This is a genomic window from Streptomyces sp. NBC_00286, from assembly GCF_036173125.1.
Lineage (GTDB): Bacteria > Actinomycetota > Actinomycetes > Streptomycetales > Streptomycetaceae > Streptomyces.
In genome coordinates, this window is the sequence record NZ_CP108054.1 from 8,554,785 (window position 1) to 8,572,703 (window position 17,919).

Genomic DNA, 17,919 nt, shown 5'->3' on the forward strand with positions numbered 1-17,919 from the left:
GGGGCGGCTGTCCGCATACCGCGCGACCGAAATTAGGCACCCGACGATCAGGATTTCGTCACGGTCGCCTTGTTGATCACGACCGTCGCATTCGGTGCGGTGGTGCCGGTCGTCGGGTCGGCGGGCTGAGCGCCGGCGTCCGAGATCTTCTTCAGGACCTTCATGCCTTCCTTGGAGATCGTTCCGAACGGCGTGTAGTCGGGCGGCAGCTCGCTGTCCTGGTACACGAGGAAGAACTGGCTGCCACCGGTGTCGCGGCCCTCCTTCGTCTGCGCGTTGTACTGGTTGGCCATGGCCACCGTGCCCGCCGGATACACGTTCCCCTTCAGGCGCTCGTCCTTCAGGTTCTCGTCCGGAATGGTGTAACCGGGACCGCCCGTGCCGTCACCCTTGGGGTCGCCGCACTGGAGCACGAAGATGCCCTGTGGGACGAGCCGATGGCACTTGGTGTGGTCCAGATAGCCCTTGCCCACCAGGAAGTTGAACGAGTTCACCGTACGCGGAGCCTTCGAGGCCGGCATCTCGATGTCTATCGTGCCGCAGGTCGTCTGCAGCTTCATCGTGTAGTCCGCCGACTTGTCGATCGTCATCGCCGGCTCCTTCTTGTAGCTGAGCGGCTTGACCTTGCCCGCGGCGGGCTTCTCGCAGGGGTCCGGCGCCTTGCTTGGCGAGGCGCTCGGAGTCACCTCCGCGTTCGCGTTGTCCTTCGTGTCGTCGCCCTTCAGGGCGTCGGTCGTGGTCGCCACCACGACCAGCACGAGGATCACACTGACCGCCGACGCGATGGAGGCGTTGCGGACACGTGCCTTGCGCCGCGCGGCCGTACGCCGCTGCTGCTGCCGCAAGAACTTCTCCCGGGCGAGCTGACGCCGCCGCTGTTCCTGGCTGACCACCGGGTTCTCTCCTCATGCGTCTCGTACGTCAGGTGGTACGCCTGCGTCTGGTGAGCCGACCGCCTGCGTGTGCCCCGTACCGTATATGGGTTCGCTGTGGTTCCGGCAGCGCCGGTAGGCTCTGGTCCACAGCCAACCGCCCCCGTACGAACGAAGGACGATCGTGCTCATTGCCGGGTTCCCCGCCGGGGCCTGGGGCACCAACTGTTATCTGGTCGCCCCCGCCGCAGGTGAGGAGTGCGTGATCATCGACCCGGGCCACGAGGCCGCCGAGGGAGTCGAGGAAACGCTCAAGAAGCATCGGCTCAAGCCGGTCGCCGTCGTCCTCACGCACGGCCACCTCGACCACGTGGCCTCGGTCGTCCCGGTGTGCGGCGCGCACGGCGTACCGGCCTGGATCCACCCCGAAGACCGGTACATGATGAACGACCCGTCGATGGGTCTCGGCCGTTCCGTCGGGATGCCGCTCCTGGGCGAGCTGACCGTGGGGGAGCCGGACGACGTCAAGGAGCTGACCGACGGCGCGAAGCTGGAGCTGGCCGGTCTGGAGCTGTCCGTCGCGCATGCGCCGGGCCATACGAAGGGGTCGGTGACCTTCCGGATGCCCGAGGCGGCGGACATTCCGCCGATCTTCTTCTCGGGCGACCTGCTGTTCGCCGGCTCCATCGGACGCACCGACCTGCCCGGCGGTGACATGGCCGAGATGCTCGACTCGCTGGCCCGCGTGTGCCTGCCGCTCGACGACTCGACCGTGGTGCTGTCCGGACACGGCCCCCAGACGACCATCGGCCAGGAGCGCGCCACCAATCCGTATCTGCGGCAGGTGGCGGCCGGCCTGGAAGCGGATCCCGCATCCGCTCCTCGACGAGGAATGTGACGAGACCTTCCGTGAGCACCTTCAAGGCCCCCAAGGGCACGTACGACCTGATTCCCCCGGACAGCGCGAAGTACCTCGCCGTGCGCGAGGCGATCGCCGCGCCGCTGCGGAACTCCGGTTACGGGTACATCGAGACACCCGGCTTCGAGAGCGTCGAGCTCTTCGCGCGCGGGGTCGGTGAGTCCACCGACATCGTGACCAAGGAGATGTACGCCTTCGAGACCAAGGGCGGCGACAAGCTCGCACTGCGGCCCGAGGGCACCGCTTCCGTGCTGCGCGCCGCGCTCGAGGCCAACCTCCACAAGCTGGGCAACCTGCCGGTCAAGCTCTGGTATTCGGGCTCCTACTACCGCTACGAGCGCCCACAGAAGGGCCGTTACCGCCACTTCTCGCAGGTTGGCGCTGAGGCCATCGGGGCCGAAGACCCAGCGCTGGACGCCGAGTTGATCATCCTGGCGGACCAGGCGTACCGCTCGCTGGGCCTGCGCGACTTCCGGATTCTGCTCAACTCGCTGGGCGACAAGGAGTGCCGTCCGGTGTACCGGGCAGCGCTGCAGGACTTCCTGCGCGGGCTCGAACTCGACGAGGACACGTTGCGCCGCGCGCAGATCAACCCGCTGCGGGTCCTGGACGACAAGCGCGACGATGTGCAGAAGCAGCTCGTAGGGGCGCCGCTGCTGCGCGACTTCCTGTGCGACGCGTGCAAGGCCTACCACGAGGAAGTGCGTGAGCTGATCACGGCCGCCGGCGTCTCCTTCGAGGACGACCCGAAGCTGGTGCGCGGCCTGGACTACTACACGCGGACCACTTTTGAGTTCGTGCACGACGGTCTGGGCTCGCAGTCCGCGGTGGGCGGCGGCGGCCGCTACGACGGCCTCTCGGAGATGATCGGCGGGCCCGCGCTGCCGTCGGTCGGCTGGGCGCTGGGCGTCGACCGTACGGTCCTTGCTCTGGAGGCGGAGGGTGTCGAGCTCCAACTGCCTGCGTCCACCAGTGTGTTCGCGGTGCCGCTCGGCGAGGAGGCCCGGCGGGTGCTCTTCGGGGTCGTCACCGAGCTGCGGAAGGTCGGCGTCGCGGCGGACTTCTCGTACGGCGGGAAGGGGCTCAAGGGGGCGATGAAGAGCGCGAACCGTAGTGGGGCGCGGTACGCGATCGTCGCGGGCGAACGTGACCTCTCCGAGGGCGTCGTTCAGCTCAAGGACATGGGGTCCGGGGAGCAGGAGGCCGTCGGGGTGAACGAGATCGTGGCGGAGCTGGAGGCCCGGCTGGGGTGACGTTTCGAGCGAACGTTCCCGGGCCGCTGTGCGTACCTCCTTATGCCCAGCGAACGGTGGATACGCGCGCGCGTGCGGCACAATGACCGTGCCCGTCGACCCCCCTCAAGCTACGGAAACGGCGTGATGAGCAAGACGACAGTCAGGGAAGGCGTCTCCGTCGATCAGGCACGTTCCGAGGGCCCGCCGCGCTCGGTCGGCGGAAGTCGCGCCCTCGCTCTTCTGCTGGTGATCACCGGCGCGGCCGGGCTGCTGGCCTCCTGGATCATCACGATCGACAAGTTCAAGCTCCTGGAGGACCCGAACTTCACCCCGGGCTGCAGCCTCAACCCGGTCGTCTCCTGCGGCAACATCATGAAGAGCGACCAGGCCTCGGTCTTCGGGTTCCCCAACCCGATGCTGGGCCTGGTCACCTACGCCATCGTGATCGGCGTCGGCATGAGCCTGCTGGCCCGTGCCACGTTCCCGCGCTGGTACTGGCTGACCTTCAACGCGGGCACGCTCTTCGGGGTCGGCTTCTGCACCTGGCTCATGTACCAGTCGCTCTACAACATCAACTCCCTGTGCCTGTGGTGCTGCCTCGCCTGGGTCGCCACGATCGTCATGTTCTGGACCGTGACCGCGTTCAACGTGCGGCACGGGTTCCTGCCCGCGCCCGGCTGGCTGAAGGGCTTCCTCGGCGAGTTCGCCTGGGTGCTGCCCGTACTGCACATCGGGATCATCGGCATGCTGATCCTGACGCGCTGGTGGGACTTCTGGACCAGCTGACAGGCGCAGTCGGGACGGACCGGCTGACCGGGCGGGCTGCCCGGACCAGCTTGGGACGGACCGGCCGAACCGCGGCCCGGGGCGTTGTCAGTGGCGTGACATAGGGTTTTCCTCGTGGAGCCCGACCTGTTCACCGCCGCAGCAGAAGAACGCCAGGAGAAGGACCCGTCCAGCAGTCCCCTGGCCGTACGGATGCGCCCGCGCATCCTGGACGAAGTCGTGGGCCAGCAGCACCTGTTGAAGCCCGGCTCGCCGCTGCGCAGACTGGTCGGCGAGGGTGGCTCCGGGCCTGCCGGACCCTCCTCCGTGATCCTCTGGGGCCCGCCCGGCACCGGCAAGACGACCCTCGCGTACGTCGTCTCCAAGGCCACCAACAAGCGCTTCGTGGAGCTCTCCGCGATCACCGCGGGCGTCAAGGAGGTCCGCACGGTCATCGACGGAGCCCGCCGCGCCACCGGCGGCTACGGCAAGGAGACCGTGCTCTTCCTGGACGAGATCCACCGCTTCAGCAAGGCCCAGCAGGACTCCCTGCTCCCGGCCGTCGAGAACCGCTGGGTGACCCTGATCGCCGCGACCACCGAGAACCCGTACTTCTCGGTGATCTCCCCCCTCCTCTCCCGCTCCCTGCTCCTCACCCTCGAACCGCTCACGGACGACGACCTGCGCGGTCTCATCAAGCGCGCGCTGACCGACGAGCGCGGCCTGAAGGACGCCGTCACGCTGCCCGAGGACACCGAGGAGCACCTGCTGCGGATTGCCGGCGGTGACGCCCGCCGCGCCCTGACCGCCCTGGAGGCCGCGGCCGGCTCCGCGCTCGACAAGGGCGAGACGGAAGTGACCCTCCAGACCTTGGAGGAGACCGTCGACCGCGCCGCCGTGAAGTACGACCGCGACGGCGACCAGCACTACGACGTGGCGAGCGCCCTGATCAAGTCCATCCGCGGCTCGGACGTGGACGCCGCACTGCACTACCTGGCCCGGATGATCGAGGCCGGCGAGGACCCCCGCTTCATCGCCCGCCGCCTGATGATCTCCGCCAGCGAGGACATCGGCCTGGCCGATCCGAACGCGCTGCCCATAGCCGTCGCCGCCGCCCAGGCGGTCGCCATGATCGGCTTCCCCGAAGCCGCGCTCACCCTCAGCCACGCGACGATCGCCCTCGCGCTGGCCCCCAAGTCGAACGCCGCGACGACGGCGATCGGCGCCGCCATGGAGGACGTACGCAAAGGGCTGGCTGGTCCCGTGCCCCCGCACCTGCGCGACGGGCACTACAAGGGCGCGGCGAAGCTCGGGCACGCCCAGGGGTACGTATATCCGCACGATCTGCCCGAGGGGATCGCCGCTCAGCAGTACGCACCGGACGCGATCAAGGAGCGGGAGTACTACACGCCGACCAGGCACGGGGCCGAGGCCCGGTACGCCGACGCGGTGGAGTGGACCAGGAAGCACCTCGGTCGGAAGCAGTCCTGAACCCCCTGTAGACTCCTGAACAGTGCTGCGTCCCGTGTCCGGCTCCGGTCGGCGCCTCAGGCGGGACATCCAGCCGGATCTTTTGATCCAGGAGCGTCGCGCACCGTTGTAGGTGTCGCGGGCCGCCCACCACCACCCGGAGTTCCGGGACCGGTCGGTGGGCCGTTCGTGTGCTGCACGTATGTGCCCAGACCAGGGGAGCGGCTGCCCGGCAAGTCCCTCGCGGACCTGACGGGAATCCCCCGGCTGCGGATGCGACCTCCCGTAACCCTGAGGCAGCCGATAAGGAAAAGGAAAAGAAGTGGCGAATCAGTCCCGCCCCAAGGTCAAGAAGTCGCGTGCCCTCGGCATCGCGCTGACCCCGAAGGCCGTCAAGTACTTCGAGGCCCGCCCCTACCCGCCGGGCGAGCACGGCCGCGGCCGCAAGCAGAACTCGGACTACAAGGTCCGTCTGCTCGAGAAGCAGCGCCTGCGCGCGCAGTACGACGTGTCCGAGCGCCAGCTCGTCCGCGCCTACGAGCGTGCCGCCAAGACGCAGGGCAAGACCGGTGAGGCCCTGGTCATCGAGCTCGAGCGCCGTCTCGATGCGCTGGTCCTGCGTTCGGGCATCGCCCGCACGATCTACCAGGCCCGCCAGATGGTCACCCACGGCCACATCGAGGTCAACGGCCACAAGGTCGACAAGCCGTCCTTCCGCGTCAAGCCCGACGACGTCGTGATGGTCCGCGAGCGCAGCCGCGAGAAGCCGCTGTTCCAGGTCGCGCGCGAGGGTGGCTTCGCCCCCGACGGCGAGACCCCCCGCTACCTCCAGGTGAACCTCCGCGCCCTGGCCTTCCGCCTGGACCGGGAGCCGAACCGCAAGGAGATCCCGGTGATCTGCGACGAGCAGCTCGTCGTCGAGTACTACGCCCGCTGATCACCCTTCAGCGGATGTAGCACCACCAGCGCGTCGGCCCGTCGTCTCCCCGCCCTTCCCGGCGGGCGAGGCGGCGGGCTTTCGCGCACCTGCCAACGGTCGGGCGTTAATCCGGTACGGAGGGCCATCCTGGGCGCGATAGGCTCGGGAGACGACTTTTCAGATGTGCAGGCACGAAATGCAGGGAGCGGGTGCGCAGTGTCCGGTGGAGAGGTGGCCGGGATCCTGGTGGCCGTCTTCTGGGCGATCCTGGTCTCCTTCCTCGCGGTGGCACTCGCGAGGCTGGCCCAGACGCTCAGGGCGACCACCAAGCTCGTCGCGGACGTGACCGACCAGGCCGTCCCGCTCCTGGCAGACGCCTCATCCGCGGTGCGCTCCGCGCAGACCCAGATCGACCGGGTCGACGCCATCGCCTCCGACGTCCAGGAGGTCACGTCGAACGCGTCGGCGCTCTCCACGACCGTCGCCTCCACCTTCGGCGGCCCGCTGGTGAAGGTCGCGGCCTTCGGGTACGGCGTACGCCGGGCCATCGGCGGCCGACGTGAGGACGCGCCCGCCAAGCCGGAGCGCCGCACCGTGATCGTGGGCCGCACCGTCTCGTCCGCGCGACGGGAGAAGCGGAACAGCCGGAACAACCGGGGTAAGAAGGACTGACGCAGCGATGTTCCGCCGTACGTTCTGGTTCACCGCCGGCGCAGCCGCCGGGGTCTGGGCCACCACCAAGGTCAACCGCAAGCTCAAGCAGCTGACGCCCGAAAGCCTCGCGAACCAGGCCGCGGTCAAGGCGATCGAAGCGGGCCACCGTCTCAAGGACTTCGCGCTCGACGTCCGCGACGGCATGGCCCAGCGCGAGGCCGAACTCGACGAGGCCCTAGGGCTGAACGCGAACCCCGAGCTGCCCTCCCCGCGGCGCTTCGCCGCCCTGGAGAACAGCAACCACCCGAAGTACAGCAAGAACCCGACGTACGCCGAGCGGTCGACGTACTCGTACAACCGGAATGAGGACCACTGATGGAGTCGGCTGAGATTCGCCGCCGCTGGCTGAGCTTCTTCGAGGAGCGCGGGCACACCGTCGTCCCTTCGGCGTCGCTCATCGCGGACGACCCGACTCTGCTCCTGGTCAACGCGGGCATGGTGCCCTTCAAGCCGTACTTCCTCGGTGAGGTCAAGCCGCCGTACGCCCGCGCCACCAGCGTCCAGAAGTGCGTCCGTACTCCGGACATCGAAGAGGTCGGCAAGACCACCCGGCACGGCACGTTCTTCCAGATGTGCGGCAACTTCTCCTTCGGGGACTACTTCAAGGAAGGCGCCATCAAGTACGCCTGGGAGCTGCTCACGCTGCCCCAGGACAAGGGTGGGTACGGCCTGGAGCCGGAGAAGCTCTGGATCACCGTCTACAAGGAGGACGACGAGGCCGAGCGCATCTGGCGCGACGTCGTGGGAGTCCCCATCGAGCGCATCCAGCGTCTCGGCATGAAGGACAACTACTGGTCCATGGGCGTTCCTGGCCCCTGCGGCCCCTGCTCCGAGATCAACTACGACCGCGGCCCCGAGTTCGGCGTAGAGGGAGGCCCCGCCGTCAACGACGAGCGGTACGTGGAGATCTGGAACCTGGTCTTCATGCAGTACGAGCGCGGGGAGGGCTCCGGCAAGGAGGACTTCCCGATCCTCGGTGACCTGCCCGCCAAGAACATCGACACCGGCCTCGGTTTCGAGCGCCTCGCCATGATTCTGCAGGGCGTGCAGAACATGTACGAGATCGACACCTCCATGGCCGTCATCAACAAGGCCACCGAGCTGACCGGCGTCCGCTACGGCGACGCTCACGACAGCGACGTGTCCCTGCGCGTGGTCACCGACCACATCCGTACGTCCGTGATGCTCATCGGCGACGGCGTCACACCCGGCAACGAGGGCCGCGGCTACGTCCTGCGCCGCATCATGCGCCGCGCCATCCGCAACATGCGCCTGCTCGGCGCCACCGGCCCGGTCGTCCAAGACCTGATCGACGTCGTCATCGGGATGATGGGCCAGCAGTACCCCGAGCTCATCACCGACCGCGAGCGCATCGAGAAGGTCGCCCTCGCCGAGGAGGCCGCCTTCCTCAAGACCCTGAAGGCCGGCACGAACATCCTCGACACCGCAGTCACGGAGACCAAGGCCACCGGTGGCACCGTCCTCGCCGGCGACAAGGCCTTCCTGCTCCACGACACCTGGGGCTTCCCGATCGACCTCACCCTCGAAATGGCCGCCGAGCAGGGCCTTTCGGTGGACGAGGACGGCTTCAGGCGCCTGATGAAGGAGCAGCGGGAGCGCGCCAAGGCCGACGCCAAGGCCAAGAAGACCGGCCACGCCGACCTGGGTGCCTACCGCGAGATCGCCGACAACTCGGGCGAGACCGAATTCATCGGCTACTCGGACATCGAGGGCGAGTCGAAGATCGTCGGCATCCTCGTCGACGGCGTCTCGTCGCCCGCCGCCACCGAGGGCGACGAGGTCGAGATCGTCCTCGACCGCACCCCCTTCTACGCCGAGGGCGGCGGCCAGATCGGCGACACCGGCCGCATCAAGGTCGACTCCGGTGCCGTCATCGAGGTCCGCGACTGCCAGAAGCCGGTCCCGGGTGTGTACGTCCACAAGGGCGTCGTCCAGGTCGGCGAGGTCACCGTCGGCGCCTCCGCCCAGGCCGTCATCGACGTACGCCGCCGCAAGGCCATCGCCCGCGCCCACTCGGCCACGCACCTCACGCACCAGGCCCTGCGCGACGCCCTCGGCCCGACGGCCGCCCAGGCCGGTTCCGAGAACCAGCCCGGCCGCTTCCGCTTCGACTTCGGCTCCCCGTCTGCTGTACCCACGGCCGTGATGACCGACGTCGAGCAGAAGATCAACGAAGTGCTCGCCCGCGACCTGGACGTCCACGCCGATGTCATGGGCATCGACGAGGCCAGGAAGCAGGGCGCCATCGCCGAGTTCGGCGAGAAGTACGGCGACCGCGTACGCGTCGTCACCATCGGCGACTTCTCCAAGGAGCTGTGCGGCGGCACGCACGTCCACAACACCGCCCAGCTCGGCCTGGTCAAGCTGCTCGGCGAGTCGTCCATCGGTTCCGGCGTACGCCGTATCGAGGCCCTGGTCGGCGTCGACGCCTACAACTTCCTGGCCCGCGAGCACACGGTCGTCGCCCAGCTCCAGGAGCTGATCAAGGGGCGTCCCGAGGAGCTGCCCGAGAAGGTCTCCGCCATGCTCGGCAAGCTGAAGGACGCCGAGAAGGAGATCGAGAAGTTCCGGGCGGAGAAGGTCCTCCAGGCCGCCGCCGGTCTCGCCCAGGGCGCCAAGGACGTACGCGGTGTCGCTCTCGTCACCGGCCAGGTCCCGGACGGCACCGGCGCCGACGACCTGCGTAAGCTGGTCCTCGACGTGCGCGGCCGTATCCCGGGCGACCGGGCCGCCGTGGTCGCCCTGTTCACCGCCGTGGGCGGCAAGCCGCTGACGGTCATCGCCACCAACGAGGCCGCCCGCGAGCGCGGCCTCAAGGCCGGCGACCTGGTCCGTACGGCCGCCAAGACCCTCGGCGGCGGCGGTGGCGGCAAGCCCGACCTCGCCCAGGGCGGTGGCCAGAACGCGGCCGCCATCGGCGAGGCCGTCGACGCCGTCGAGCGTCTTGTGGCCGAGACGGCCAAGTGAGCGGAGACGAACGCGTCATGCGCCGCGGCCGCCGGCTCGCCATCGACGTCGGGGACGCCCGGATCGGGGTCGCCTCCTGCGACCCCGACGGGATCCTCGCCACCCCGGTGGAAACCGTCCCCGGCCGCGATGTCCCGGCAGCTCAGCGGCGGTTGAAGCAACTCGTCGAGGAGTACGAGCCGATCGAGATCGTCGTCGGCCTCCCTCGCTCCCTCAAGGGGGGCGAGGGCCCGGCCGCGGTCAAGGTCCGTGCCTTCGCTCAGGAATTGGCCCGCATGGTCGCCCCGGTTCCGGTCAGACTCGTGGACGAGAGGATGACCACAGTCACGGCCAGTCAGGGACTGCGTGCCTCCGGCGTGAAAGCCAAGAAGGGCAGGTCGGTTATCGACCAGGCCGCCGCCGTCATCATCCTGCAGCAGGCGCTGGAATCCGAACGGGTGTCAGGTAAAGCTCCCGGGGATGGCGTCGAAGTGGTCATCTGATCGCGGTACGGTAACGTTCCGCGCGATGCGGTGGTGTTCGAACAGCCTCCGCACAGCAGAGAGGCGGATGGGGAGCCGGGCCACACGCGCCGCGCGACCGCCGCCTCGCGGCTTCTAGGGGATCGATGACTGATTATGGCCGGGGCCAGGGCTCCGAACCGTGGCATCCCGAGGACCCGTTGTTCGGGGACGACGGATGGAGAGGACAAGAAGGGCACGCGGCCCAGTCCTCGTACGGCGGCCAGCAGCAGCACTATTCGCAGCAGCCGCAGCAGCAGAACCAGTACGGCGACTGGGGCAACGGGCAGCAGTCCGGCTACGACCAAGGGCAGCAGCACTATGCCCAGGGACAGCAGCAGCCGTACGGCGCCCCGGATCAGCACCAGTACTACGACCAGAACGGTCAGCCGTATCAGGGGCACAACGGCCAGCAGGGCAACGGGGGTTGGGACACCGGGCAGCACGGTCACAGCCCGTACGGCGCCGGGCCCGGCGACTCGTACGGAGGCCAGCAGGCTGGGTACGGCGGTCAGGATCAGCAGGCCGGGTACGGCGGTCAGGGTTACCAGTCCGACTACTACGGCACCCCCGACGCGTACCCGCCGCCCCAGCCGCCGAGCCGTCGCCAGCCCGAACGCGAAGCCGAGCCCGAGCCGCCGACCGACTGGGACCCGGGGCCTGATCAGGGCGAGCACGCCTTCTTCTCGGGCGGCGGTGATGATGACGAGGACTTCGACGACGACCCGTCGGACGGGAAGCGCGGCAAAGGAAAAGGCAAGGGCAAGGGGAAGACCGGCAAGAAAAGCCGCAATGGCTGCGCCTGCCTGGTCGTTTCGCTTGTCCTCGTCGGTGGTGTCGGCGGCGCCGGCTATTACGGCTACGAGTTCTACCAAAGCCGTTTCGGTGAGGCGCCGGACTTTGCGGGTGGGGGCACCAGCCAGACGGTGATGGTCGAGATCGCCGAGGGCTCGAGCGGCGCCGCGATCGGCCAGGAGCTGAAAGCGGCGGGCGTCGTGAAGAGCGTCGACGCGTTCGTGTCCGCGCACTCGGCGAATCCCGAAGGCCAACGGATTCAGGCCGGCGTCTATCTCCTCAAGAAACAGATGTCCGCCGAGAGCGCCGTGACCATGATGCTCGACCCCAAGAGCCAGAACAACATGATCGTGGCGCCGGGTCAGCGCAACAGCCAGGTCTACGCGAACATCGACACGAGGCTCGGACTCAAAAAGGGCACCACGGCGAGCGTCGCCAAGAAGGAATACAAGAGCCTCGGACTTCCCGACTGGGCGAACAACAACGACGACATCAAGGACCCGCTGGAAGGTTTCCTTTACCCGCACACCTATGCCGCGGCAAAGGGCATGAAGCCCGAGGACATCCTGAAGAAGATGGTCGCCCAGGCCAAGGAGAAGTACACCGCGTACGACCTTGAGGCGAAGGCCGAGGAACTCAAGCTGGACAACCCGCTGGACGTCGTCACCGTGGCGAGCCTCGTCCAGGCCGAGGGCAAGACCAGGGATGACTACCGCAAGATGGCGGAGGTGGTCTACAACCGCCTCGACCTCGCCAACCCGCAAACCTACGGGGCCCTGCAGTTCGACTCGACCTACAATTACCTGAAGAACAAGAGCAACATCGATATCAGCGAGTCGGAGATCAACAACAACAAGGACCCGTACAACACGTACTCGAACAAGGGACTGCCGCCCGGCCCGATCGGAAACCCGGGCGACGTCGCCATGAAGGCGACGCTCGATCCGACCGACGACGGCTGGTACTATTTCGTGGCGACCGACGGTGTGGAAAAGACCGAATTCGCCAAGACGCATGCCGAATTCCAGAAGCTCAAGGACAAGTTCAATGCGCGCTCGGGTGGCTGAGGTGCGCCGAGCAGCCGTGCTCGGCAAGCCCATCGCCCACTCCCTCTCCCCGGTCCTGCACCGAGCCGCCTATGCGGATCTGGGGCTGGGGGACTGGTCGTACGACCGTTTCGAGATCGACGAGGCCGCACTGCCCGGCTTTCTCGAAGGGCTCGGATCGGAGTGGGCCGGGCTGTCGCTGACCATGCCGTTGAAGCGTGCGGTGATTCCGCTGCTCGACGAGATCAGCGCGACGGCGGCCTCCGTCGAGGCCGTCAACACCGTCGTGTTCAGCGAGGACGGCCGACGTATCGGGGACAACACCGACGTCCCCGGCATGGTCTCCGCCCTGCGGGAGCACGGGATCGAGCAGGTCGACTCCGCCGCCATCCTCGGCGCGGGCGCCACCGCCTCGTCCGCGCTGGCCGCCGTCTCGCGGATCTGCCCGGGCGAGATCGTCGCGTACGTCCGCAGCGAGGCGCGCGCCGCCGAGATGCGGCAGTGGGGCGAGCGCCTGGAGACCGAGGTACGGATCGCGGACTGGGCGGACGCCGAGCGGGCTCTGCACGCGCCGCTGGTGGTCGCCACGACCCCGGCGGGCGCCACCGACGCCCTCGCCTCCGCCGTCCCCGGGCGCCCCGCCACGCTCTTCGACGTCCTGTACGACCCGTGGCCGACCGCACTCGCCGCCCGCTGGTCCGCGTACGGTGGGGCCGTCGTCAGCGGCCTCGACCTTCTGGTGCACCAGGCGGCACTCCAGGTCGAGCAGATGACGGGGCATACGCCGGCCCCGCTGGACGCCATGCGAAAAGCGGGAGAGCACGCACTCGCCGGACGTTAAGATTCTTTCCGGTTCCGCAGGGGGCGGGATCGAGGGGGAGTCTTCATGACCACGCAGGCTTCCTGGAAGTCGGAAATCTTCCAGGCAACACTGAATTTCCTGCCGGACTGGCTGCAGTACACCGCGATCGGGCTGGCAGTCGGCGGCTTTCTCGTTTTCAAGGTCGTCAAATGGCGTCGCGGACGCGCCCTTCGACGGGCGCTCGGCCCGATCACGCCCATTCCCGATGTGCAGGACGGGGCGCGCGGCGCCGACTACCTCGGTGTGTACGCTCCCCAGCAGCCGCGCAACGATGCCACGACCTGATCGAGTCGCGTCCGCCTGATGGACCTGCGCCAGGTCCTCGGGGGCGGACGTGGGAGGATCGGCAGTGGCGGGCCAGGGCCGCGCACCCGGTCGCGCCGTTGACGTACGCGAGGACGCGCGTGCGCACAGGCAGTACGCAGTACCAGGGCGCGAGTATCGAGGAGCACCGTTGAGCAGGTTGCGCTGGCTGACCGCGGGGGAGTCCCACGGTCCCGCACTTGTCGCGACGCTGGAGGGACTTCCCGCCGGCGTGCCGATCACCACGGAGATGGTGGCGGACCACCTGGCACGGCGGCGCCTCGGCTATGGGCGCGGCGCACGGATGAAGTTCGAGCGCGACGAGGTCACCTTCCTGGGCGGCGTCCGGCACGGACTGACGCTCGGCTCGCCGGTCGCGATCATGGTGGGCAACACCGAGTGGCCCAAGTGGGAACAGGTCATGGCGGCCGACCCCGTGGACCCGGCCGTGCTCGCCGAGCTGGCGCGCAACGCGCCGCTGACCCGCCCGCGGCCCGGCCACGCCGACCTGGCGGGCATGCAGAAGTACGGCTTCGACGAGGCCCGGCCGGTTCTGGAGCGGGCGAGTGCGCGGGAGACCGCCGCCCGTGTCGCGCTCGGCGCGGTGGCGCGCTCGTACCTCAAGGAGACGGCCGGCATCGAGATCGTCTCGCACGTCATCGAACTGGCCGCGGCGAAGGCTCCGTACGGCGTCTACCCCAAGCCCTCCGACGTCGAGAAGCTCGACGCGGACCCGGTGCGGTGCCTGGACGAGGACGCGTCGAAGGCGATGGTCGAGGAGATCGACCGGGCCCACAAGGACGGCGACACCCTGGGCGGCGTGGTCGAGGTGCTGGCGTACGGAGTGCCGGTGGGCCTGGGCTCGCATGTGCACTGGGACCGGCGGCTGGACGCGCGACTCGCGGCCGCGCTGATGGGCATCCAGGCCATCAAGGGCGTCGAGGTCGGCGACGGCTTCGAACTGGCGCGGGTGCCGGGTTCGAAGGCGCACGACGAGATCGTGCAGACCGACGAGGGCATCAAGCGGGCCACGGGCCGCTCGGGCGGCACCGAGGGTGGGCTGACCACCGGTGAACTGCTGCGTGTACGCGCTGCGATGAAGCCCATCGCGACCGTGCCGCGCGCGCTGGCCACCATCGACGTGGTGACCGGAGAAGCGACGAAGGCCCACCACCAGCGTTCCGACGTCTGCGCGGTCCCGGCGGCCGGGATCGTCGCGGAGGCGATGGTGGCGCTGGTCCTTGCGGACGCGGTGGCGGAGAAGTTCGCCGGCGACAGCGTGACCGAGACCCGGCGCAACGTCACCTCGTACCTCGAGAACCTGGCGATCCGATGAGTGCTGGACCTGTGGTCGTGCTCGTCGGCCCGATGGGTGTGGGCAAGTCGACGGTGGGCGAGCTGGTCGCGGAGCGGCTCGGGGTCGGCCACCGGGACACCGACGAGGACATCGTGGCCGCCGAGGGACGCACCATCGCGGACATCTTCGTCGAGGAGGGTGAGCCGGCCTTCCGCGCGATCGAGAAGCGGGCGGTGCACCAGGCGCTGGCCGAGCACGAGGGCGTACTCGCCCTGGGTGGCGGCGCCATCCTCGACGCCGACACCCGGGCGCTGCTGGCCGGACTCCCGGTCGTGTACCTCTCGATGGACGTCGAGGAGGCGGTCAAGCGCACCGGTCTCAACACCGCCCGGCCGCTGCTGGCGGTCAACCCGCGGCGCCAGTGGCGCGAGCTGATGGAGGCCCGCCGCCACCTCTACACCGAAGTCGCCCGTGCGGTCGTCGCCACCGACGACCGCACTCCCGAGGAGGTCGCCCAAGCGGTCCTCGACGCCTTGGAGTTGAAGCAGGCATGAGCGAGCAGGACCAGACGGTGACCCGGATCCAGGTCGGCGGCACGGCGGGCACCGAGCCGTACGAGGTGCTGGTGGGCCGTCAACTCCTCGGCGAACTCGGCGGGTTGATCGGCCCGCGGGCGAAGCGTGTCGCGGTCGTCCACCCGGAGGCGCTGGCCGAGACCGGCGAGGCGGTCCGGGCCGATCTGGCCGGGCAGGGCTTCGACGCGGTGGCCATCCAGGTGCCCAACGCCGAGGAGGCCAAGACGGCCGAAGTCGCCGCGTACTGCTGGAAGGCGCTCGGGCAGTCCGGCTTCACCCGCACCGACGTGATCGTCGGGGTGGGCGGCGGCTCGACCACCGACCTGGCTGGGTTCGTGGCCGCGAGCTGGCTGCGCGGGGTGCGCTGGATCGCGATCCCGACGACCGTACTGGCCATGGTGGACGCGGCGGTCGGCGGCAAGACCGGCATCAACACCGCCGAGGGCAAGAACCTGGTGGGCGCCTTCCATCCGCCCGCGGGGGTGCTCTGTGACTTGGCCGCCCTCGACTCACTGCCGGTCAACGACTTCGTGTCCGGGCTCGCGGAGATCATCAAGGCCGGGTTCATCGCCGACCCGCGCATCCTGGAGCTCATTGAGGCCGATCCGGAAGGAGCGCGCAGCCCTGCCGGTCCGCACACCGCCGAACTCATCGAACGCTCCATCAAGGTCAAGGCCGAGGTGGTCTCCTCCGACCTGAAGGAGTCGGGGCTGCGCGAGATCCTCAACTACGGCCACACACTCGGCCACGCCATCGAGAAGAACGAGCGCTACCAGTGGCGGCATGGCGCCGCCGTCGCCGTCGGTATGCACTTCGCCGCTGAACTCGGCCGCCTGGCAGGCCGGTTGGACGACGAGACCGCCGACCGGCACCGCACCATCCTGCAGTCCGTGGGCCTGCCGCTGCACTACCGCTACGACCAGTGGCCCAAGTTGCTCGAGACGATGAAGGTCGACAAGAAGTCCCGCGGCGACCTGCTGCGCTTCATCGTCCTGGACGGCCTGGCCAAGCCCACCGTCCTTGAGGGCCCTGACCCGGCCATCCTTCTCGCCGCCTACGGAGAAGTGGGCGAATAGCTCCACAGGAGGCCACTTCGCCCGATTTGCCTTGTGTGCATGGGCACTTCGGACCCACCCCGGCCGTTCACCAAACGACGGCCGGGGACGGTACCGTTCGGTAGGGAGCGGGCAGTGTTCCGCTGCCAGCGCCAAGAGACACGAGACGGAGTGGCACCGGATGCAGCACGCAGTGGGGTCTCCGCTGCCGCCGCCCCACCAGCCGGGGCAGGAGCCGGCCGCCGGCTTTTCTCCGGGCGCGCAACACCCGGGCGGGCACTCGGGTGGGCCCATGGGTTCCCCCGCGGGGCCGGCGCCCGTGAACCCGCCGCCGGGTTTCGCCGGACGCCCCGGACCCGCCGCGCCGCACCCTCCGGGGCATGCGCCCGCGCCGCAGCATCACGTGGCGCCGCCGCACGCGCCCGCGCCGATGCCGGACACGACGGGGCATGTGCAGCTGCCGCCGGGCGGGCCCGTCGCGATGCCGAGCCCGCCGCCTGCCGCGGGGGCGCCCGATCCGACGTCCACCACGCTGGCCGTGCTGCTCATCGGGCCCGCCGGGGCCGGTAAGACGAGCGTCGCCAAGTACTGGGCCGACCATCGGCGGGTGCCCACCGCGCACATCAGCCTTGATGATGTACGGGAATGGGTGCGCTCAGGCTTCGCGGATCCGCAGTCGGGGTGGAACGATCACTCTGAGGCGCAGTACCGGCTCGCTCGCCGCACCTGCGGGTTCGCCGCGCGCAACTTTCTTGCCAACGGGATCTCTTGCATCCTCGATGACGCCGTCTTCCCTGACCGGCCGGTTGTCGGGCTCGGGGGGTGGAAGCGGCACGTTGGTCCCGGTCTGCTGCCCGTCGTGCTTCTTCCCGGGCTCGAGATCGTCCTGGAGCGCAATGCCGAGCGCTCGGGGAATCGTCGGCTCACGGATGAGGAAGTTGCTCGTATCCATGGGCGGATGGCCGGGTGGTACGGGTCTGGGCTGCCCATCATCGACAATTCCCAGCTTGACGTTCCGGCGACGGCGCGTGTGCTGGACGATGTGCTGGCTCGGTCGATTGCGAGCCCGCCGCAGTGGTGAGCGGGGGGTTTCTTTTCCCCAGCCCCGCCCCTTCCCGAAACTGGGGCTGCGCCCCAGGCCCCGCTGCCTCCGGCCGGGTGGGCGCCTCCGGCGGGTGGGTGGGTTGGGTGCCTACCGGGGTGGGGTGACATGTTGTGTCGCGGCTGCGGGTGCGTTGTGGCTGGTCGCGCAGTTCCCCGCGCCCCTAACGGGGCGCCCCGAACCGCCCGCCACAAAGCTCACCAGCCGCCATGCTCGCCAGCCACAACGAAACCCGCAGTTTTCCGCCGGGGGGAGGGGACGTGGGCCGGTGTGTCCTATGCCCGTCGCTTAGCTTCGGTCTGGGCACACCAGAACCCTGTGTCAGCACGGGGTCGTATGCCCTGTTGGCGACGGGCTGACGCACCGGACCGCGGCCCCGCACCCACCAACCACCTAGGGGCGCGGGGAACTGCGCGAGCAACCACAACGCACCCGCAGACAAACACGAACCCACCCGGCCCAACCTGAACCGGCACACTCCGCCCACCCCTCGTAGGCTCGG

17 protein-coding genes are annotated in these 17,919 nt (G+C 69.0%); 16 read left to right on the top strand and 1 reads right to left on the bottom strand.

Annotated features, from left to right (window positions below; genetic code table 11):
• Nucleotides 1–47: 47 nt before the first annotated feature.
• A complete protein-coding gene (locus OHT21_RS38695; RefSeq protein ID WP_328772910.1) occupies nucleotides 48–893 on the bottom strand; it encodes a peptidylprolyl isomerase in 846 nt (281 codons plus the stop codon).
• Between the two features lie 163 nt (nucleotides 894–1,056).
• On the opposite strand from OHT21_RS38695, the gene OHT21_RS38700 reads away from it, so the two are divergent.
• The 16 genes from OHT21_RS38700 to OHT21_RS38775 all read left to right on the top strand — a co-directional run bounded on the left by OHT21_RS38700 (nucleotide 1,057) and on the right by OHT21_RS38775 (nucleotide 17,396).
• Nucleotides 1,057–1,770, top strand: coding sequence for an MBL fold metallo-hydrolase (locus OHT21_RS38700; protein ID WP_328772911.1), 714 nt, complete (start codon nucleotides 1,057–1,059; stop codon nucleotides 1,768–1,770).
• A gap of 11 nt (nucleotides 1,771–1,781) precedes the next feature.
• A complete protein-coding gene (hisS, locus tag OHT21_RS38705; RefSeq protein WP_328772912.1) occupies nucleotides 1,782–3,044 on the top strand; it encodes a histidine--tRNA ligase in 1,263 nt (420 codons plus the stop codon).
• A gap of 126 nt (nucleotides 3,045–3,170) precedes the next feature.
• Nucleotides 3,171–3,812: a vitamin K epoxide reductase family protein gene (locus OHT21_RS38710; protein ID WP_328772913.1), complete on the top strand. Its 642-nt coding sequence runs from the start codon at nucleotides 3,171–3,173 to the stop codon at nucleotides 3,810–3,812.
• 114 nt (nucleotides 3,813–3,926) lie between these two features.
• Complete coding sequence (locus tag OHT21_RS38715; protein ID WP_328772914.1) at nucleotides 3,927–5,282, top strand: replication-associated recombination protein A; 1,356 nt, start codon at nucleotides 3,927–3,929, stop codon at nucleotides 5,280–5,282.
• A 301-nt stretch (nucleotides 5,283–5,583) separates the two neighbouring features.
• Nucleotides 5,584–6,198, top strand: coding sequence for a 30S ribosomal protein S4 (rpsD, locus tag OHT21_RS38720; RefSeq protein ID WP_328772915.1), 615 nt, complete (start codon nucleotides 5,584–5,586; stop codon nucleotides 6,196–6,198).
• A 198-nt stretch (nucleotides 6,199–6,396) separates the two neighbouring features.
• Nucleotides 6,397–6,852, top strand: a complete 456-nt coding sequence (locus tag OHT21_RS38725) for a DUF948 domain-containing protein (RefSeq protein WP_328772916.1) — start codon at nucleotides 6,397–6,399, stop codon at nucleotides 6,850–6,852.
• A 7-nt stretch (nucleotides 6,853–6,859) separates the two neighbouring features.
• A complete protein-coding gene (locus tag OHT21_RS38730) occupies nucleotides 6,860–7,210 on the top strand; it encodes a DUF6167 family protein (RefSeq protein ID WP_328772917.1) in 351 nt (116 codons plus the stop codon).
• Nucleotides 7,210–9,882: an alanine--tRNA ligase gene (gene alaS, locus OHT21_RS38735; RefSeq protein WP_328772918.1), complete on the top strand. Its 2,673-nt coding sequence runs from the start codon at nucleotides 7,210–7,212 to the stop codon at nucleotides 9,880–9,882. The genes OHT21_RS38730 and alaS overlap by 1 nt, the downstream gene beginning before the upstream one ends.
• 17 nt (nucleotides 9,883–9,899) lie before the next feature.
• The gene (gene ruvX / locus OHT21_RS38740; protein WP_328774394.1) at nucleotides 9,900–10,364 is read left to right on the top strand and encodes a Holliday junction resolvase RuvX; all 465 of its coding nucleotides are present in this window, start codon (nucleotides 9,900–9,902) and stop codon (nucleotides 10,362–10,364) included.
• 125 nt (nucleotides 10,365–10,489) lie between these two features.
• The gene (gene mltG / locus OHT21_RS38745; RefSeq protein ID WP_328772919.1) at nucleotides 10,490–12,244 is read left to right on the top strand and encodes an endolytic transglycosylase MltG; all 1,755 of its coding nucleotides are present in this window, start codon (nucleotides 10,490–10,492) and stop codon (nucleotides 12,242–12,244) included.
• The gene (locus OHT21_RS38750) at nucleotides 12,225–13,064 is read left to right on the top strand and encodes a shikimate dehydrogenase (protein WP_328772920.1); all 840 of its coding nucleotides are present in this window, start codon (nucleotides 12,225–12,227) and stop codon (nucleotides 13,062–13,064) included. The genes mltG and OHT21_RS38750 overlap by 20 nt, the downstream gene beginning before the upstream one ends.
• Before the next feature lie 45 nt (nucleotides 13,065–13,109).
• Nucleotides 13,110–13,370 (top strand): hypothetical protein, encoded by a 261-nt coding sequence (locus tag OHT21_RS38755; protein ID WP_328772921.1) that lies wholly within the window; start codon nucleotides 13,110–13,112, stop codon nucleotides 13,368–13,370.
• 169 nt (nucleotides 13,371–13,539) lie between these two features.
• Complete coding sequence (gene aroC, locus OHT21_RS38760) at nucleotides 13,540–14,724, top strand: chorismate synthase (RefSeq protein ID WP_328772922.1); 1,185 nt, start codon at nucleotides 13,540–13,542, stop codon at nucleotides 14,722–14,724.
• A complete protein-coding gene (locus OHT21_RS38765) occupies nucleotides 14,721–15,239 on the top strand; it encodes a shikimate kinase (RefSeq protein WP_328772923.1) in 519 nt (172 codons plus the stop codon). Before aroC ends, OHT21_RS38765 begins: the two co-directional genes overlap by 4 nt.
• On the top strand, nucleotides 15,236–16,336 hold the full coding sequence (aroB, locus tag OHT21_RS38770) for a 3-dehydroquinate synthase (protein ID WP_328772924.1): 1,101 nt from the start codon (nucleotides 15,236–15,238) through the stop codon (nucleotides 16,334–16,336). Before OHT21_RS38765 ends, aroB begins: the two co-directional genes overlap by 4 nt.
• Nucleotides 16,337–16,496: 160 nt before the next feature.
• A complete protein-coding gene (locus tag OHT21_RS38775) occupies nucleotides 16,497–17,396 on the top strand; it encodes a Pro-rich N-terminal domain-containing protein (RefSeq protein ID WP_328772925.1) in 900 nt (299 codons plus the stop codon).
• Nucleotides 17,397–17,919: the final 523 nt, after the last annotated feature.